14 protein-coding genes are annotated in these 16,658 nt (G+C 40.0%); 11 read left to right on the plus strand and 3 right to left on the minus strand.

All coding sequences use genetic code 11. The features are described from left to right. Positions 1-28 precede the first annotated feature (28 nt). Positions 29-892 carry a response regulator gene (locus V6R21_RS08475; protein WP_334242691.1) on the plus strand — a complete coding sequence of 288 codons (864 nt, stop codon included), beginning with the start codon at positions 29-31 and terminating at the stop codon, positions 890-892. Between the two features lie 528 nt (positions 893-1,420). After that, entirely contained in the window at positions 1,421-2,599 is a 1,179-nt protein-coding gene (locus V6R21_RS08480; protein ID WP_334242692.1) for an acetyl-CoA C-acyltransferase, read from the plus strand. A gap of 78 nt (positions 2,600-2,677) precedes the next feature. Here the strand turns inward: V6R21_RS08480 and V6R21_RS08485 are convergent, their stop codons facing one another. Further along, positions 2,678-3,394: a LuxR C-terminal-related transcriptional regulator gene (locus V6R21_RS08485; RefSeq protein ID WP_334242693.1), complete on the minus strand. Its 717-nt coding sequence runs from the start codon at positions 3,392-3,394 to the stop codon at positions 2,678-2,680. 524 nt (positions 3,395-3,918) lie between these two features. Between V6R21_RS08485 and hxpB the strand changes: the two genes are divergently transcribed. The 6 genes from hxpB to V6R21_RS08515 all read left to right on the plus strand — a co-directional run bounded on the left by hxpB (position 3,919) and on the right by V6R21_RS08515 (position 11,400). Continuing rightward, positions 3,919-4,572 carry a hexitol phosphatase HxpB gene (hxpB, locus tag V6R21_RS08490; protein WP_334242695.1) on the plus strand — a complete coding sequence of 218 codons (654 nt, stop codon included), beginning with the start codon at positions 3,919-3,921 and terminating at the stop codon, positions 4,570-4,572. 9 nt (positions 4,573-4,581) lie between these two features. Beyond that, on the plus strand, positions 4,582-4,974 hold the full coding sequence (locus tag V6R21_RS08495) for a (deoxy)nucleoside triphosphate pyrophosphohydrolase (RefSeq protein ID WP_334242698.1): 393 nt from the start codon (positions 4,582-4,584) through the stop codon (positions 4,972-4,974). 166 nt (positions 4,975-5,140) lie between these two features. Continuing rightward, positions 5,141-6,049 (plus strand): ABC transporter ATP-binding protein, encoded by a 909-nt coding sequence (locus V6R21_RS08500; protein ID WP_334242700.1) that lies wholly within the window; start codon positions 5,141-5,143, stop codon positions 6,047-6,049. Positions 6,050-6,078: 29 nt separating this feature from the next. Then, positions 6,079-9,693 carry an ABC transporter permease/M1 family aminopeptidase gene (locus V6R21_RS08505; protein WP_334242702.1) on the plus strand — a complete coding sequence of 1,205 codons (3,615 nt, stop codon included), beginning with the start codon at positions 6,079-6,081 and terminating at the stop codon, positions 9,691-9,693. 267 nt (positions 9,694-9,960) lie between these two features. Beyond that, the gene (locus tag V6R21_RS08510) at positions 9,961-10,722 is read left to right on the plus strand and encodes a hypothetical protein (protein ID WP_334242704.1); all 762 of its coding nucleotides are present in this window, start codon (positions 9,961-9,963) and stop codon (positions 10,720-10,722) included. 12 nt (positions 10,723-10,734) lie between these two features. Then, the gene (locus tag V6R21_RS08515) at positions 10,735-11,400 is read left to right on the plus strand and encodes a hypothetical protein (RefSeq protein WP_334242706.1); all 666 of its coding nucleotides are present in this window, start codon (positions 10,735-10,737) and stop codon (positions 11,398-11,400) included. Positions 11,401-11,442: 42 nt separating this feature from the next. Here the strand turns inward: V6R21_RS08515 and V6R21_RS08520 are convergent, their stop codons facing one another. After that, complete coding sequence (locus tag V6R21_RS08520) at positions 11,443-13,665, minus strand: tetratricopeptide repeat protein (RefSeq protein WP_334242709.1); 2,223 nt, start codon at positions 13,663-13,665, stop codon at positions 11,443-11,445. Positions 13,666-13,808: 143 nt separating this feature from the next. Here V6R21_RS08520 and V6R21_RS08525 point away from each other — a divergent pair, with 143 nt between their 5' ends. After that, positions 13,809-14,333, plus strand: coding sequence for a GNAT family N-acetyltransferase (locus V6R21_RS08525; RefSeq protein ID WP_334242710.1), 525 nt, complete (start codon positions 13,809-13,811; stop codon positions 14,331-14,333). Between the two features lie 36 nt (positions 14,334-14,369). Beyond that, a complete protein-coding gene (locus tag V6R21_RS08530; protein ID WP_334242712.1) occupies positions 14,370-14,897 on the plus strand; it encodes a GNAT family N-acetyltransferase in 528 nt (175 codons plus the stop codon). Between the two features lie 53 nt (positions 14,898-14,950). Here the strand turns inward: V6R21_RS08530 and V6R21_RS08535 are convergent, their stop codons facing one another. Beyond that, positions 14,951-15,493: a carboxymuconolactone decarboxylase family protein gene (locus tag V6R21_RS08535; protein WP_334242714.1), complete on the minus strand. Its 543-nt coding sequence runs from the start codon at positions 15,491-15,493 to the stop codon at positions 14,951-14,953. Positions 15,494-15,703: 210 nt separating this feature from the next. Between V6R21_RS08535 and V6R21_RS08540 the strand changes: the two genes are divergently transcribed. Then, positions 15,704-16,654, plus strand: coding sequence for a phosphodiester glycosidase family protein (locus V6R21_RS08540; RefSeq protein ID WP_334242716.1), 951 nt, complete (start codon positions 15,704-15,706; stop codon positions 16,652-16,654). The last annotated feature ends 4 nt before the right edge of the window (positions 16,655-16,658 follow it).

The following is a 16,658-nucleotide window of genomic DNA, read 5'->3' on the forward strand; positions in this document are numbered from 1 at the left end:
ATTTTTGAATAAAATAGCAAAAGAAATAATGCGAAAAACAGTGCTGATTGTAGATGATGAAGTAACAAACATCAGACTCATTGCAGAGTATTTGGCAAAACAGAAAGATACCTATGAGCTACTGACATCCCTAGATCCTGAACAGGCATTTAAGGTTGCAGCAGAACATATCCCTGATTTGATAATATTGGATTGGGAGATGCCGAAAATGACAGGTATTGAACTGCTGAAGGTATTAAAGGAGGATAACCGTACGCATTCCATCCCTGTTATTATTGCTACAGGCAAAATGACTTCTTCTGAAAATTTGGCAACTGCATTGGAAGCTGGGGCAGAAGACTATATCCGAAAGCCACTCGATACCATTGAGCTGGAAGCAAGGATAAGAACGGTGCTGCGCTTGAGTGAGCAATACAAGCAGATGGAGCAAATGCTGAAGGAGGAAGTGGAGCTTAAAAACCGGAAACTGGCTACAGCTACCATGTATACTTCTGAGAGAAACCAACTGTTGAGTGGGGTTGTAAATAGGTTGAGCAATATGCTTGAAAAGCCAGATGAGAGCCATCAAAATCTACTGAAAGACTTAAAGGCTTTGAAAAAGGAAGTAACAGGCGTTTTGGATATGGATGAGAACTGGAATACTTATAAGATCCATTTCGAAGAGGTGCATCCCCAGTTTTTTGAAAAGCTGAAGGAGGAGCAACCCACCTTGACAAATAATGACTTGAAACTGTGTGCATACCTCTGCATTGGCTTGGAAAATAAGGAGATTGCACATATGTGTAACATATCGTATGATGGCGTGAAGAAATCACTTTACCGTCTCAAGAAAAAATTTCAGTTAAGTGAAGAGTATAGCTTGAGAACATATATCTCAAACTCCTTTGCTTAATGGCTTATGCAACTTTTTGCTAGCCTGTCTACTATTTGTCTACTGGGTAAAATAGGATGAGGGAGTGAGAGCCTATACATTTGTACTGTTGTCATTTAACTCATTCTAGATTAACCCAGACTTTATAGTTAAACCATGATTTCATAGCCAACGATGACATGACGTTTAGCTAAAAACCGTAATCTTAAGGGCGTGGAGAATTCTTCCCGCCCTTTTTACTTTTAGCTCAAAAGATAAGGCTCCTTTTCAATGTTATCTCACCTTACGGAAACACATTCTTTAGTACCCCCCTTTTTATTCCTGGACCATAATCATGATGAAAACTTAAACAGATGGGAGGTAGTTTAACAGTTAGACCTCTACGTTGATTGCCAACCAGAGGAAGGTATTACCATGCTGGAGCAAGGCTGAAATAATGATTGGTAAATTGGTTTGAAGACCCTTAATAATTTGCCAAGTGCAATATTTTACCCGTATATTGAAGCTCTAATACAACCAAGATTAAACAACATACTAAAATCAGACACAATGAAAGAAGTATTTATCGTATCAGCGGTGAGAACACCAATCGGAAGCTTTGGTGGTGTACTGTCAAGTGTTCCTGCAACCAAATTGGGAGCGACAGCCATCAAAGGTGCTTTGGAAAAAGCCAATGTTTCGGCTGACAAAGTGGATGAGGTGTTTATGGGAAATGTGGTTTCTGCCAATCTGGGTCAGGCTCCTGCTCGTCAGGCAGCATTGTTCGCAGGTATTGGACAGAATGTGCCATGTACAGCGGTGAATAAAGTATGTGCATCAGGAATGAAGTCAATCATGTTGGCTGCTCAGTCCATTATGCTGGGAGATAACAATATTGTAGTGGCAGGTGGTATGGAAAGTATGTCCAATATCCCGTACTATGTGCCAAAAGCAAGGTATGGTCAAGGCTACGGTCATGGCGAATTTTTGGATGGTTTGGTAAAAGATGGTCTGACTGACGTATACAATGGTCAGGCGATGGGTGTTTGTGCAGATGCTACAGCAACCAAATGCCATATCACCAGGGAGGAGCAGGATGAGTTTGCTATTAAATCATATGAGCGTTCTGCCAATAGTACTGAAGCAGGTCTTTTTAGTGATGAGATCGTAGCAGTAGAAGTACCTCAGCGTAAAGGCGATCCTATTATGGTTACGGAAGATGAGGAATTCAAGAAGGTGAGATTCGACAAGATTCCGAACTTGAGACCGGTTTTCACAAAGGATGGTACCGTAACAGCAGCCAATGCATCTACCATTAACGATGGTGCAGCAGCATTGATCTTGGCAAGTAAAGAAGCAGTAGAAGAATTGGGATTGGAGCCAGTAGCTAAAATCGTATCGTTTGCAGATGCAGCACGTGAGCCAGAATGGTTTACAATTGCTCCTCCTTTGGCTGCCAACAAGGCATTGGAAAAGGCAAACTTGTCTTTGGCTGATATTGATTTCTTTGAGGTAAACGAAGCTTTCTCAGTAGTGACGTTGGCTTTTGCCAAAGAGATGGGAATCGATCTGGATAAGGTAAACGTACATGGTGGTGCTGTTTCTATTGGTCACCCACTAGGAGCTTCAGGTGCCAGAATTGTAGTGACCCTTAATGGTGTACTCAAGCAGCAAAAAGGCACTAAAGGTTTGGCCGCAATCTGTAATGGTGGCGGTGGCGCCTCAGCTATGATTATCGAAAGAGTCTAAACCATAGTTGGTCATATAGAAAAAGGCTGAAAAGGAGAGCACTCCCTTCAGCCTTTTTTATTGGGGTTGTATCTAATATTAGGTGAGTAATCCGATCTTAAAAGCAAAAGCAACCAATTGAGTTACATTGTTCAAACCTAGTTTAGAGAGCATCTTCCGACGATGTGTATCCACCGTATGGCTACTGATAACAAGTTCTTCCGCGATATCCTTGCTGTTTTTGCCTTCCGCCAAAAGCGATATGATTTCCTTTTCTCTTTCTGTAAATGAGCCTTCCAAGTTTTTTTCTACTGATAGCTCGTACCTACTGGTGTCTGATGACCATGTGCAGAGCCAAAAAACAGGATAGTTGTGACGGTCAAAAGCAAGAGGTGTAATACTTTCAATCACCCTGCAATATCCCCTGTTTTTGCGGTACACCTCAAATGAGCGTGACACCACCCACTGTTCTGCCTCCTTTCGGGGTTTATGAGGATATTTACTAAGAATGATTTCACTCAATTGGTCAATCAGTTTTGACTGGTCTTTATGGTGTATCAAACTAAACAGTTGTGCTATGCTCAATGAGTGGTGGGGAATGCCTAAAAACTCAATCAGTTCATTGCTGCAATCATGAATTTGCCCCTTGTGAAGGTCAATAATATAATAGGATTGCCCCGGAAGCATACTGAAATTATCCACAATACTTTCAATGGCAAGCTTATCCTTGTATTGAGCTAAGTTAGTGTCAAAATTTAGTTGATTTACGAGCCTTTCAAAGTTGATGGTCAATAGTTCTGTCGTCTGCGCATTCATAAAACAAAAGTGTTATTGATGATAAGTGGGTTGTTTGGTGTGTTTTATCGTCACATCAGTATTGATTTACTAAGATTGTGTGGTGAAGTTAAAGTAACTATCAATAATAAAAGGCTAAAGTTTAGCTTACTAAACAGCATGTAAGAAGTAAATCAAGGGGATTAATATTAACACGATTGGATCAGTTGATTAATACAATAAAAGAGACACTTTATAAGTGAAAAGTGCAATTTGAGTTACAGAAAGGATTTGGTTATGTTGATAACATTTTATACACAACAGGAGAGAGAATGTAAGTTTTACAAAAAGCGAATGGTAGATGTAAAATGTTATGAACAGGATTTATTAAAACTTACATGTGAGTAGGCAATAACCTAAAAAGGATAATAAATGAGAGTTCTATTTGTTTGAAAATGAGTTATTTACATTTATTAAGAAATGGATTTTCGTAATAAATACATATACATTCTGACTTAAGTACAAGCTGTAAGTACATTTGTAGCGTAATAAACCATAAAAATAATATGATAAAAGGAGTAATTCTGGACATGGATGGTTTGCTGATTGACTCGGAGCCATACTGGAGAGAAGCATTGATCAACGTAATGAAAGGTGTTGGAATTGAGTTGACGCCTGAAAGAGCACGACTGACAATGGGACTCCGTACAGAGGAGATTGTAGAGTATTGGTATCAGGTAGAGCCATGGGCACATAAGGCTACCGGCGAAGTGGCAGAAGAGATTGTAACGGAATCTTTAAGACTGATTCTTGAAAAAGCTGCTGTAATGCCGGGTGTTCATGAACTGATCAACTTTGTCAAGCAGGAAGGGTTACGTTTGGGCTTGGCATCTTCTTCCCCGATGAACATGATCAAGGCGATTGTTCCAAAAATAGGTATTGAGAATGAGCTGGAAGTACTTCGTTCAGGAGATCAGGAAAAGTTGGCAAAACCACACCCTGATGTATTTATTCATGCAGCAGAAGAATTGGGTTTAAGACCCAATGAATGTTTGGTTTTTGAGGATTCATTTAATGGTTTGCTGGCGGCAAAAGCAGCAAAAATGAAAGCGGTGGTGGTTCCAGAAGATTACGATGATCCCCGTTTTGTGATTGCAGACCTGAAACTACGCTCACTGGAGGAGTTTACGGCAATCCATTTTGAGGAGTTGAACCAATAATTTTTTGACATGAAAAAAACTGTACAGGTAGTAGGGGCCGTAATTCGGAATGAAAAAGGAGAAATACTTTGTGCCTTGCGCTCACCTAAAATGTCTTTGCCTAACCTTTGGGAGTTTCCGGGTGGTAAGATAGAGAAAGGAGAATCACCTGAGCAGTCACTGATACGTGAGATAAGGGAGGAGTTGGGCTGTTCCATTGAGGTTTTCGATCAGGTAGAAGATACTATCTATGAATATGAAAAGGTAATCGTAAACCTTAAAACCTATTGGGCTAAGGTTACAGAAGGAGTCCCGAAGCCATTGGAACATCAGGTGCTGATTTGGTTGCCTGTGACTTCACTGAAGAGTTTGGTTTGGGCACCTGCTGATATTCCTGCCGTACAAAAAATCATTTCCATATAATAAGGATACCCTTCTAGCTTAAAAACTGGAAGGGTATTTTTTATCCTTCAAACCTACTGATTACCACTCATGTAAAACATTGTGCACCCTGTCACTATTTTTAGCTCAACTCCGTACTTTCCACTTAGAGAATAATTTTTTCTTGAACTTATCATATAACATATTCATGAAACTTTCTATTAAAAACCTTTCTAAGACTTACTCCAATGGAGTACAGGCACTCAAAAACGTGTCGCTTGAGATTGAGACAGGCATGTTTGGTTTGTTGGGCCCTAACGGAGCGGGCAAATCTTCCTTGATGAGAACCATTGCTACCTTACAGGATGCAGATGAAGGCAGCATTACTTTTGATGGGATCAACGTATTGCAGCAAAAAGAAGAGGTACGTAAAATACTTGGCTATCTGCCACAGGAGTTTGGTGTGTACCCTAAGGTAAGTGCCGTTGATTTGCTGGATCATTTGGCAGTGTTGAAAGGTATTACCAACAAGAGTGAAAGAAAGGAAGTAGTAGCAGCTCTTTTACATAAGACCAACCTTTATGATGTAAGAAAGAAACATTTGAGTGGTTATTCTGGTGGTATGAAGCAGCGTTTTGGTATCGCACAGGCACTTTTGGCAAACCCGAAACTAATCATTGTGGATGAACCAACAGCGGGTCTTGATCCGGCAGAAAGAAACCGTTTTCATAACCTGCTGAGTGAGCTTGGTGAGAATACGGTTGTGATTCTTTCTACCCACATTGTGGATGATGTAAAAGAGCTTTGCACCGATATGGCGATCATCAACAAAGGGGAAGTGCTGTTGAAAGGCAACCCGTTGGAAGCTATTGATAGTATCAGTGGAAAGGTTTGGAGAAAGAGAGTGGAGAAATCCGAAATCTACGAATACAAGTCTAATTACAATGTGATCTCTGACAGGATGATTGCAGGCAAGCCAGAAATCCATGTGTATGCAGATAGTCTGCCGGGCGAAGGTTTTGAGGCAGTAGAAGCAACACTAGAGGATGTTTACTTCTCTCAGATTTTTGGATTGAAACAAAAGCTTGAGCAGGAAGCAGCAAGTGAGACTTTGTAATTCATTTTTTCAACTAAAACAATTGCTACATGAAATGGCTTGAAATATTCAGGTTTGAACTGACCTACCGGAAAGTCAGACCTGCAACCTATATCTATTTTGTATTGGCATTGGGTATTTCCTTTGCCTTGGTAACGACTGATTCTGTCAAGACAGGAACACAGGTGATGGAAAACTCACCTTTTGTGATCTCCAATATTTTGAGTGAATTGGGCGTGATTTTTATGATGGTGGCTTCTGCGGTGATGGGAGTTTCTGTTTTAAGAGACTTTGAGCACCATACACATACACTGTTTTTTACAACTCCAATTAGTAAGGCAGACTACCTTTTTGGACGTTTTCTGGGTTCTTTGCTGGTAACAGGATTAATCTTTTCAGGACTGATGCTTGGTATGATGGCAGGGGAGTTTGCTTGGTGGAGAGATGGGGATAACCTGTTGGCATTTGACATGATCTCATACCTGAAGCCTTTTGTGGTTTTGGTGTTACCTAATATGCTGTTTGTGGCAGCGGTGTTTTTTGCAAGCGGAGCCTTGAGCCGAAATATGATGGTGATTTATATGCAAGCCATTGTACTGCTTGTATTATACTTGGTAGGTAGTCACTTTGCTCGTGAGATGGAAAGTCGTGAATTGGCAGCTATGCTGGATCCGTTTGGTGAGCAAGCTTACGCCTTGCAAACTCGCTACATGACTACTGCTGAGAAAAACTCAATTCAGATTAGCCTTTCCGGATGGCTGTTGTATAACCGATTGCTATGGATGGGAATGAGTTTGCTGATTTTGTTTGCCACTTACAAGGCTTTCAGCTTTAATGTGGTATTGGGTAAAAAAGGCAAAAAGAAAAAAGAGGTTGAAGAGACAAAAGTGGAAGCCGCAAATGTGGTAGTACCAAAAGTACAGTTGCATACCGGATTGGGCACTTCAATACTTCAAGTATGGAAACATGCCATTTTTTACAGCCGATTGCTCTTCAGGCAGGTACCGTTTTTAGGAATAGCCATCTGCGGAATGATCATGGCGGTACTGATTGCTTACAATAGCTTTAACAGCTATGGAACAACGACTTTACCTGTAACTTATGCTACAGCTGAGATAATCTTCGGAGGGTTTGGACTTTTCTTCTTGATTATCATTGCTTTTTATACTGCTGAAATGGTTTGGATGGAGCGAAGCGTAAAAACTGACCAGATTATAGATGCCTATCCGGTTCAGGATGCTGTTCCACTTGTCAGTAAGGCTATCGGCTTGATCCTTGCCAATGTGGTACTGATGTTTGGTTTGGTGCTTTGCGGTATGCTGACGCAAGCGATCAAGGGGTATTTCAACTTTGAGCTTTCTGTTTATATGCTACAGGTATTGCAGACATTGCCGTTTGTACTGTTCTATACCTTGGTTGGAATATTCTTCCAAAGTGTGATCAACCATAAGTTTATGGGAATGGTAGCAGTCCTGCTTTTCTACTTCTTGACTATCTCACTAAGTGGATTGTTGGAAGTGGAACACCCAATGTTCCAGTTTGGTAGAACATTCAGCGGCAATTATTCAGACATGAATGGAGTAGGGCATTACCTGCCAAGGTTCTCTTACCATGTGATTTATTGGACAACCTTTACCCTGCTGCTTTTTGGGGTAGCTGTACTGTTGAATGCAAGAGGTACAGACACTTTGTTTAAGCAGCGTCTGCAAAAGGCAAAGGGCAGGCTAGGCAAAGGGATGATCAGTTTTCTTAGCATTGCTGCATTATCGTTTACGCTATCTGGCTGTCTGATGTATTACAATTACAATGTGGCAGATGAATATACCCATTCTGATCAGGATAAGGAGTTGCAGGCAAATTATGAGAAAACACTGTCCAAATATAAGCAGGTGCCTCAGCCAAAAATTGTAGATGTAAACCTGAAGGTGGAAATCTACCCTGAAACCAGAAGTATGGAAACGGCAGGGTACTACCTGTTGAGAAATACGCACAGCCAACCGATCAGTGAGGTACACTTGCAATTGCAGAATTCTAATAATGTGGATTATACCCAAATGGAACTGCAAGGAGCTACCTTGAAGGAAGAATTAAAAGACTATGCCTTCAATATCTATGCGTTGGAGCAACCATTGCAGCCAGGAGATACATTAAGACTTGATTGGGCTTTAAAGCTGGAGCCTGATGGGTTTGGAAATGAAAGTATGGGTACTAGAATTGTTCAGAATGGTACTTTCTTCAATAATGCACATTGGTTCCCGACTATTGGGTACAACGAAGGGTATGAGTTGCAGAAAAAGGATGACAGGAAGGATTACGACTTGGCGGAACAGGAAGATATGGCGGAGCAGGATGACGAGTGGCATCGCAGTATTAACCTTTTTGGTGATGACGCAGACATGATCAGCTTTGAGATCGTATTGGGGACTTCAGAAGACCAGATTGCTATTGCTCCAGGTTACCTTCAGAAAAAGTGGACTGAAAACGGCAGACATTATTTCCATTACAAGACTGATGCACCAATGGTGAACTTCTTCAGTATGGTATCTGCTCGTTATGAGGTGATGAAAGACCAGTGGGTCCCTGCGGAAGTCGATTCTATAAACAAGCCGGTCAATTTGGAGATATACTACCATAAGGACCATGCGTATAATCTTGATCGCATGATGAAAGGTATGAAGGCTTCTTTGGATTATTATACAGCCAACTTCTCGCCATTCCAGTTTAAGCAATTGCGTATCATGGAGTTTCCTCGTTATGCGTCATTTGCTCAGTCATTTGCCAATACGGTTCCATTCTCGGAAAGCATCGGCTTTATTATGGACATTGATGAAAAAGACAAGGAAGAGGTAGATGTGGCATTTTATGTGACTGCCCATGAGGTAGCGCACCAGTGGTGGGGACATCAGGTATGTGAGGCACAGGTAAAAGGTAGTTCAATGCTGTCAGAAGCCATGTCTCAGTACTCTGCGCTGATGGTGATGAAGCATCAATATCCAAGAGAGTCTATCCGTAAATTCCTGAAGCATGAGCTGGACAAGTACCTGACAGGTAGAGCGATGGAAAGTAAGAGAGAACGTCCATTGGCTGAGGTTGAACGTCAGCAGTATATTCACTACAATAAAGGATCGGTGGTATTCTTTGCCTTGCAGGATTATATCGGAGAAGACAGTCTGAACAAGGCGTTGAGAAATTACCAACAGGAGTGGGCTTATCGTACTGATCGCTATCCTGCCACACAAGACCTGCTGAAGCATATCCGTGCCGTAACGCCTGACAGCATGCAATACGTCATTACAGATATGTTTGAGACAATTACGCTGTTTGAAAACCGTGCTGATACTGTATCTTATACACAGCAGGCAGACAGTACTTACCAAGTGGAGCTGTCACTGACTACGGAGAAATACAGGGCAGATAGCCTTGGCGTAGAACAGGCAATTGCTGTAGCAGACTGGATTGATGTAGGCATTTACACAGAAGATGAAAATGGAGATGAGAAGCTGATCTACCTGGAGAAACACAAGTTTACTGACAAGGAAAACAAGCTGACTATTACTGTAGATCAAAAACCTACTAAGGCTGGTGTTGATCCGCTTCATAAGTTGATTGACCGTCATACAAATGACAATACAAAAACGGCAAAACTCAAAGCGTTAGCGATGTGATTTGTTTTGTGTTATTGAAAATAAAAACCACTCAGAGGGATGCTTCTGAGTGGTTTTTTTGTGATAAATATAAATGTGTGATGAAAGTTTTTTATTTGTTTGAAATTATATTTTTAAGTCATTTTGTGATAACATTTTGCATTTAAAATATCCTTGTTAATTGTTGGTAAATAACTCTGTTTGTGTTTTTATATTTTGATTTTGAGGTGTTTATTGAATCATCAATCAAAAACATCTACTATATTTTTTACTTATTAAATCAATTCTATGAAGATTAAAATCCTATTTTTATTTATGGTTTGCTGTGCTTTATGTGAGAGTATAAGTGCGCAGGTGAAAACTAAAAAAGGGTCTTCCTTTATTGGAGGAGGGGTGTGTGTGAGTTTTTCAGATTCTGAAAAAGTTGAGGAAGGTTATAGTAAACATCATAAAATAAACTTGAGGCCTAGTTATGCTTATTTTATTAGAGATAATTTTGCAATTGGAGGTGGTGTGATTTTAGGCGTGAGTAAACAACGAATGTATTATCCTTCTAATGAATCGTTTGCGGAAGAGTCATATAGCAGCCTGTCAAATAATAAAATAAAAGGAGTTGAGGTGTTCGCGAAAAAAATTATTCCTGTTTATAAGCATAAAATTGGTGTGATTGTCCAGCCAACTCTTGAGTATGTTGAAAGTGTTTATGTTAATAAAAGTGAGCATCCTATGCCATATACAGACGGTGCCTATCCCAATGAATTGTGGAAGAATAGTATAGTTAATGAGGATTTGAGTGTTGAAGTGAGGTTAGGCTTGTATTATTTCTTAACTGAACACTTCTCAGTTGAAATTAATTTAATGAATGTGGAATGGCTTAGGAATAAAAATGAGGAGGTGAATATTATTGATAGGAAAGAAGGTTACGTGGAAAAGTATGGAGTAGATGATATTAATACTGTATCCGATAAAAATGTAACAAATGATTTTGATTTTAATAGCTTGGGTGGGATTTCATTTGATAAGCTTATTGTAATGAATTGTTATTTTTAATTCTAATAAAGTATGAAAGGTTTAATAATATTTTTGTCTCTATTTGCTTTTTTAAATGGAGTGTCAATTGCACAATATGACTTTTACAAAGGTAAGTCTGTAATAGGATTAGGAGGAAAGTATTCCAAAGAGCAAGAGGGTTATTTTGATAATGGATTTAGTAGTCAACACAACAAGGAGCAACTAACAAGAAAAGTATATCTTTCTTATAGTTACTTAATTAGAAAGAATACTGCTATCGGTCTTGATGTTAGAACTAATAAAACAGAAACGAGCTATTTTGATGGTAATAGTGAGTTATTTAATTTTTATACTAATAAGGGGATTGAAATGAACCTTTTTTTAAGAAAATATAAGCCTCTATATAAGTTTATTGGAGTATATGCTGAACCTAATATAGGATTTGGAAAATGGAAAATGGTTAGTGGTATTCAATCAAAGACAGAAAGTGATAATAGAAGGTACAATTTGAGATTATACTCCGGCATTTATTGTCTGGTTGCTAGACGATTGTTATTGGAAATGAATGTGTTGACTTTGGCTTATACACAGACTTATATAAATGATCATGTTAACGGGAAGGAAAGTGAGGATAAGGAAATATCATACTATGCTGGGCTGTCCTTTGACAACGAATTCAGCTTCAGTGATACTTTCAAACTAAGCCTGATTTTTTAACTCATATAACAAGGTTTACTCAATGTAAAAGTTGAGTAGACTTTATACCTCAAAGCCTATTACCAAAACATCATCCGTTTGTTCCTCTTCCCCTTTCCATGTATCGAAAACCTGTCCAAGCGTGCGCTGCTGTAATTCAAAGTCCATATCATTCATTTGGAAAAGAATATCGATCAGTTGCCTTTTTGTAAACTTCTTCAGTTTAGGGCCTCCAAACTGGTCCTGAAAACCATCACTGAAGAGGTAACATCGCATTCCTTTCTTGAGAGGGATGGTTTGGTTGTGGAAATGGATATTTCGCTCAAAGTTTCCACCTATATGGTAAGGGCTTCCTTTTAGAAATAAGGAACCATCACTGTCTATACAGAGTATTGGATTTTTGGCTCCAGCAAAGGTTAATGTTTTGTTGATAGGATCGATTTTACAGATGGCCATATCCATTCCATCCATATTATGTGAATGTCGTTGTTGCAAGGCTTTGGATATATGGTCATTCAGGTTTTTAAGTAGGGTCGCAGGGTCCGTTTTTTGTTCCCCTTGTGTCAATTGGTCGAGGTATGCTTTAGCCATCATGGACATCAGGGCGGCAGGTACACCATGGCCCGTACAGTCAATAGCTGCAACAAGTAACACATCCTTGATTTTTTCAGCCCAATAGAAATCTCCACTTACAATATCCCTTGGCCTAAAGAAGATAAAGTGTTGAGGTAGCAATGATTTCAGGTGTTCATGGGTGGGAAGCATGGCAGACTGTATCCGTTTTGCATACTGAATGCTGTCATTGATATGTCTGTTTTGATTTAATATCTGCTCAAATGCCTTTTCGAGCTGTACATTGGCCGATTCAATTTCTGCTTTCTGTTCTGTAATCTCATCCCGTTGTTTCAGGATTTCCTTGTTCTGCTTTTTCAGCAGTTCATTGGTGGTCTTCTTGATATGTATATTGCGGTACTGCATCAATGCAACAGCGATTACAGTAAATAATCCGATGCCTAGCAGGATCACAAAAATCTGTTGGTTCTCAAGTTTGGCCTTTTGTGCCGTTAGCTGTATTTCCTGTAGTGTCTTGTCTTTTTCCAGTAGTTGAATCTGTGCATTCTTCTTTTCGAGATGGTAAAGGTTCTGAAGTCTTTCGATCTCTGCTTTTTGGTCAAGGAGGTCTACACTATCCTTATAAGCTTCTGACCTTTTGAAAAAGTCAATGGCACTTTTATACTGTTTGCGTGCTTCATTGCTTTTGGATAATCCTAGATAGGTAACTGCTAGTGCTTCTTTGTCCTTGAGGGTCTTGAAAATGCTTAATGCTTTGAGGTAATATTGATCGGCTTCCTTATACCGCTTGAGGGTAAGGTTTACATCTCCCATTGCTCTCAGGAGGTCGGCTTGCTTGTGCTTATTTTTCAGTTGAGTGAATAGCTTGTAAGACTTCAGGTAGTTTTCACTGGCAAGGTTCAGCTGTTTGCCTTCATTATAATAGTTACGGCCGAAGTACTCATACGTTATAGCCAAACCAAAAGTATCCTTCCGTTGCTGGTTTATAACCAGCAGTTTTTGGAAGTATTCCTGAGCTTTCCAATAGTCTTTCTTTTGAGAGTAATAATCCCCAATGGTCAGGTAATTCATGGCGACGCCTAATGAATTGTTTCTTTTTTGCTCAGCTTTCAGTGCGCGCTGGTAATAGGGAAGTGCTTCGTCAATTCGGTCAGGGATATTGAGTAGCGTATTGCCAATTCCGTTACATGAAATAGCAATATTTTTGAGATCATTTTCTTGTTCAGCAACCTTCAGCGCAATAAGGTGGTATTTTACAGCCTTGTTGTATTCATTGGCATAGCGGCTGGCAACACCCGTATTATTGGCAAAAATCATTTTCTGAAGTGGAGGTACAGGCTTATTTTCTACCAGTTGGTAAGCTTTGGCGTGAAGGTCAATAGCCTTTTTGTACATCTGGTGATAGCGGTATAACAAACCCAAGTTATCCAAGGCTTTGGCGTGCAGCAGTGTATCGTTCAGTTCCAGAGCCAAGTTGATGGCATCATTGGCAATATTGTATTCGGTGTCGGGCTGATGTTTTGAGTAGTGTTGTTGACGGGATATACTGATAGCCAACTCAATACGAAGTGAGTCATTGGTAGCCTTTTGGTACAGGTTTTTCAGGCTGTCCAATTTACTTTGGGCAGCTAACTGTCCTGTTGCTGTGAATATCAAAAGCAGGCAAAGGGTCACAGTAATCCTTTGGAAATAGCTTGTTTGTCTTGGGTTCATTTCAAAAAAGTCGCTTTATTTTCAAAAAGCATTATTTCTGAAAATTAGAGGAATAATTCGTTAGAGCAAAATAAGATTGATAGGAGAATTACTATCTTGCTTTATTCATATAACCAATATTTACTTTTTTAATCTTTTCAGATATGATCAAAGGAGAAAACATCATATTAAGGCATGTGAAAGAGCAGGACTTGGATTGGTTGATTGAGGTGTTGAATGATTTGTCACTTCGTGGAGATTACTTGCGTACAACGTTAAAATCCCCACATGAGATCCGTAAAGGGTTCAAGGAAACAGGCTTTGCTTCCGCACAGAATGAGTTGTTTATCATCACAGACTTATCAGGTAATCGTATTGGTACGATCAACCATTTTCTTACCGTTCCCTATTCTACATCAAAAGAACTGGGATACAGCATCTATGGCGAACATGGTAAAGGGTATGCAACAGAGGCTGTAAAGCTGGTGAGGGATTATCTCTTCAGTAGTACAGAGTTGAATCGTGTAGAGATCAAAGCCCATGTAGAGAATATTGGCTCACAGCGTGCTGCATTAAAGAATGGCTTTCAGCATGAAGGGACATTGAAAGGTATCATGTTAGTAAAAGGCAAATACATTGATACGCACGTATATGGTATGGTTAGGGAGGATTGGAATGCGCTTAGCTGATTACCATTTTTAGATTACTTTTTAAGCTTGTCAGATATGATTAAGGGAAAAAATATTATCCTCAGGCATTTAAAAGAAGAGGATTTGGATTGGTTGATTGAGATGATGAATGATTTGTCTTACAGGGGTGAGTATATGTGGACTTACCTAAAGTCACCACATTCAATCCGTGAGAACTTTTATAATACAGGCTTTGCTTCTCCACAGAATGAGCTTTTTGTCATTACTGATCTGGAGGGAAACCGTGTGGGTAGGATCGGCCATTTCTTGACTGTACCCTATTCGACAGCAAAAGAAATTGGTTACAGTATTACAGGCGCACATGGCAAAGGCTATGCAACGGAAGCTGTAAATTTACTCAGGGACTACCTGTTTAACAGTACAGAACTAAACCGTTTGGAAATCAAAACCCATCCGGAGAATATTGGTTCCCAGAAAGTAGCACTTAGAAATGGCTTTCAATTGGAAGGAACACTGAGAGGGGTGATGCTGGTGAAAGGAAAGTTTACCGATTCCAATGTATATGGTTTGGTAAGGAAAGATTGGGAAGCTTTAAATGCATAAAAATAAAAAGCCCGATGTTTTACGGGCTTTTTCATTATAAATCAGTTTTTGAATTACAGCTCTTGTGCTTCTGGGAAGTCGATAGGAATCTGTGTCAGGTTATGCAAATAGTTGCTGATAACCTTATCGCCTACTGCAACAATCACATCAATCAGGTTCCCTTTGTTATACCCTGCCTCGAAAAACCTGTCCAGCGTTTCAGGGTTTACATTCCCTCTTTTTTCTGCAATCTCTTTTGCCAGTTTTACCAGTGCATCCAGTTTGGAGTCAAAAGATGCCGAACCTTTTCTCAGTTCAATGATTTGCTCATCTGTAAAGCCATTCAGCTTGCCAATGGCAGTGTGGGCTGATTGACAGTAGCGACATTCATTTACCTGACTGACTACCAAGTTGACTACCTCTTTTTCCTTGGTTCGTAGGGAAGTCTTGGCATTCTGGAAAGTAAGGTAGTTGCCTAAAGCTGTATCAGAATAGGCAAATGTTGCATAGAGATTTGGGACAAATCCTACTCCTTTTTCGAGTTGGTCAAAGATTGCCTGATTCTGTTCTGATACTTGTGCTTTGGTTGGAACGTCAAATTTTAGTGCTGTGCTCATTGTCTTGGATGTTTAAGTGAGTGTTTCGATTAACTTACATGACAAAGGTGTAGCATTTGACCTTGGAAGAACATGATAGTATTTCCCGCCCTGTTACCAATTCTTCCCTTTAGGGTAAAATCACAGTGGATATCCTCTTTTTCAGTGAAGGATTTTCGTCAATAAGCAGTCACTTTCGTATTGAATTTTTTGTCTAACAATTGGTTTCATATGAAAAAAATAACCCTCCTGACTATTGCTGCTGTAATGGTAATGACCAATGTATTAGGACAGCAAGCCATTACTTGGAAAGCCACTGATACGATTGAATTGCCCAAAGGAATAACCTATCTCCAATCTGAAGGAATGCTCTATGACAGTATTCCCCTAAGTGCTCATTGTCTGCTAATTGATTTTTCAGAAGGCAAGTTTAAGCTGGAAGCAGCCCAGACAACAGGTTTTAAAACACCTTCCCAATTTTCATCACTGCATCAGCAAGAGGTTTATGCCTGTATCAATGGTGGCTTTTTCAGTAAGTCAGCATCGGTAAGTTTAATTATTGATAAGGGACAGGTATTGGCAGAAAATCCACAAAGCCTTTCCAGACCAAAAGGGCAATATTTTCCGACCCGTGCGGCATTTGGGATTGACAAGCGTGGCAATATGGCGATCCATTGGGTGTACCATACAGCTAAAGGTTTATACGCTTATGAAGCTCCTGCACCTAATCAGTTAGATAAAATGCCATTGGAACAGCCTGATGCAAAATTTCCTTCCAAAGGGAAAAAATGGCAACCTTATGTGGCAATGGGGGCAGGTCCTGTTTTATTGAAAAATACCGAGCCTGTCACGATGGCGTATGAACTGTTTCCGGAAGATATTATGGATTCTGTAGCGCCCAGAACAGCCATTGGTTATACAGCTGATGGGCATCTTGTGATGTTGGTGGTGGATGGGAGACAGCAAGGAAAAAGCGAAGGCGTTACTTTGGCGCAATTGGCATTACTGATGAAAGAGTTGGGGTGTAAAGATGCCATGAACCTTGATGGTGGAGGCTCTTCTGCCATGGTTGTAAAAGGGAAGCTGGTAAATACTCCTTCGGATAAGTTGAAAGACGGAAGCCACGGCAAGGAAAGGGCCGTCAAGTCAGTATTGATGCTTTCCGCAGCAAAGGATTTGTAGGTTG

Origin of the sequence: Limibacter armeniacum, from assembly GCF_036880985.1 — a bacterium.
Taxonomy (GTDB): Bacteria; Bacteroidota; Bacteroidia; order Cytophagales; family Flammeovirgaceae; genus Limibacter; species Limibacter armeniacum.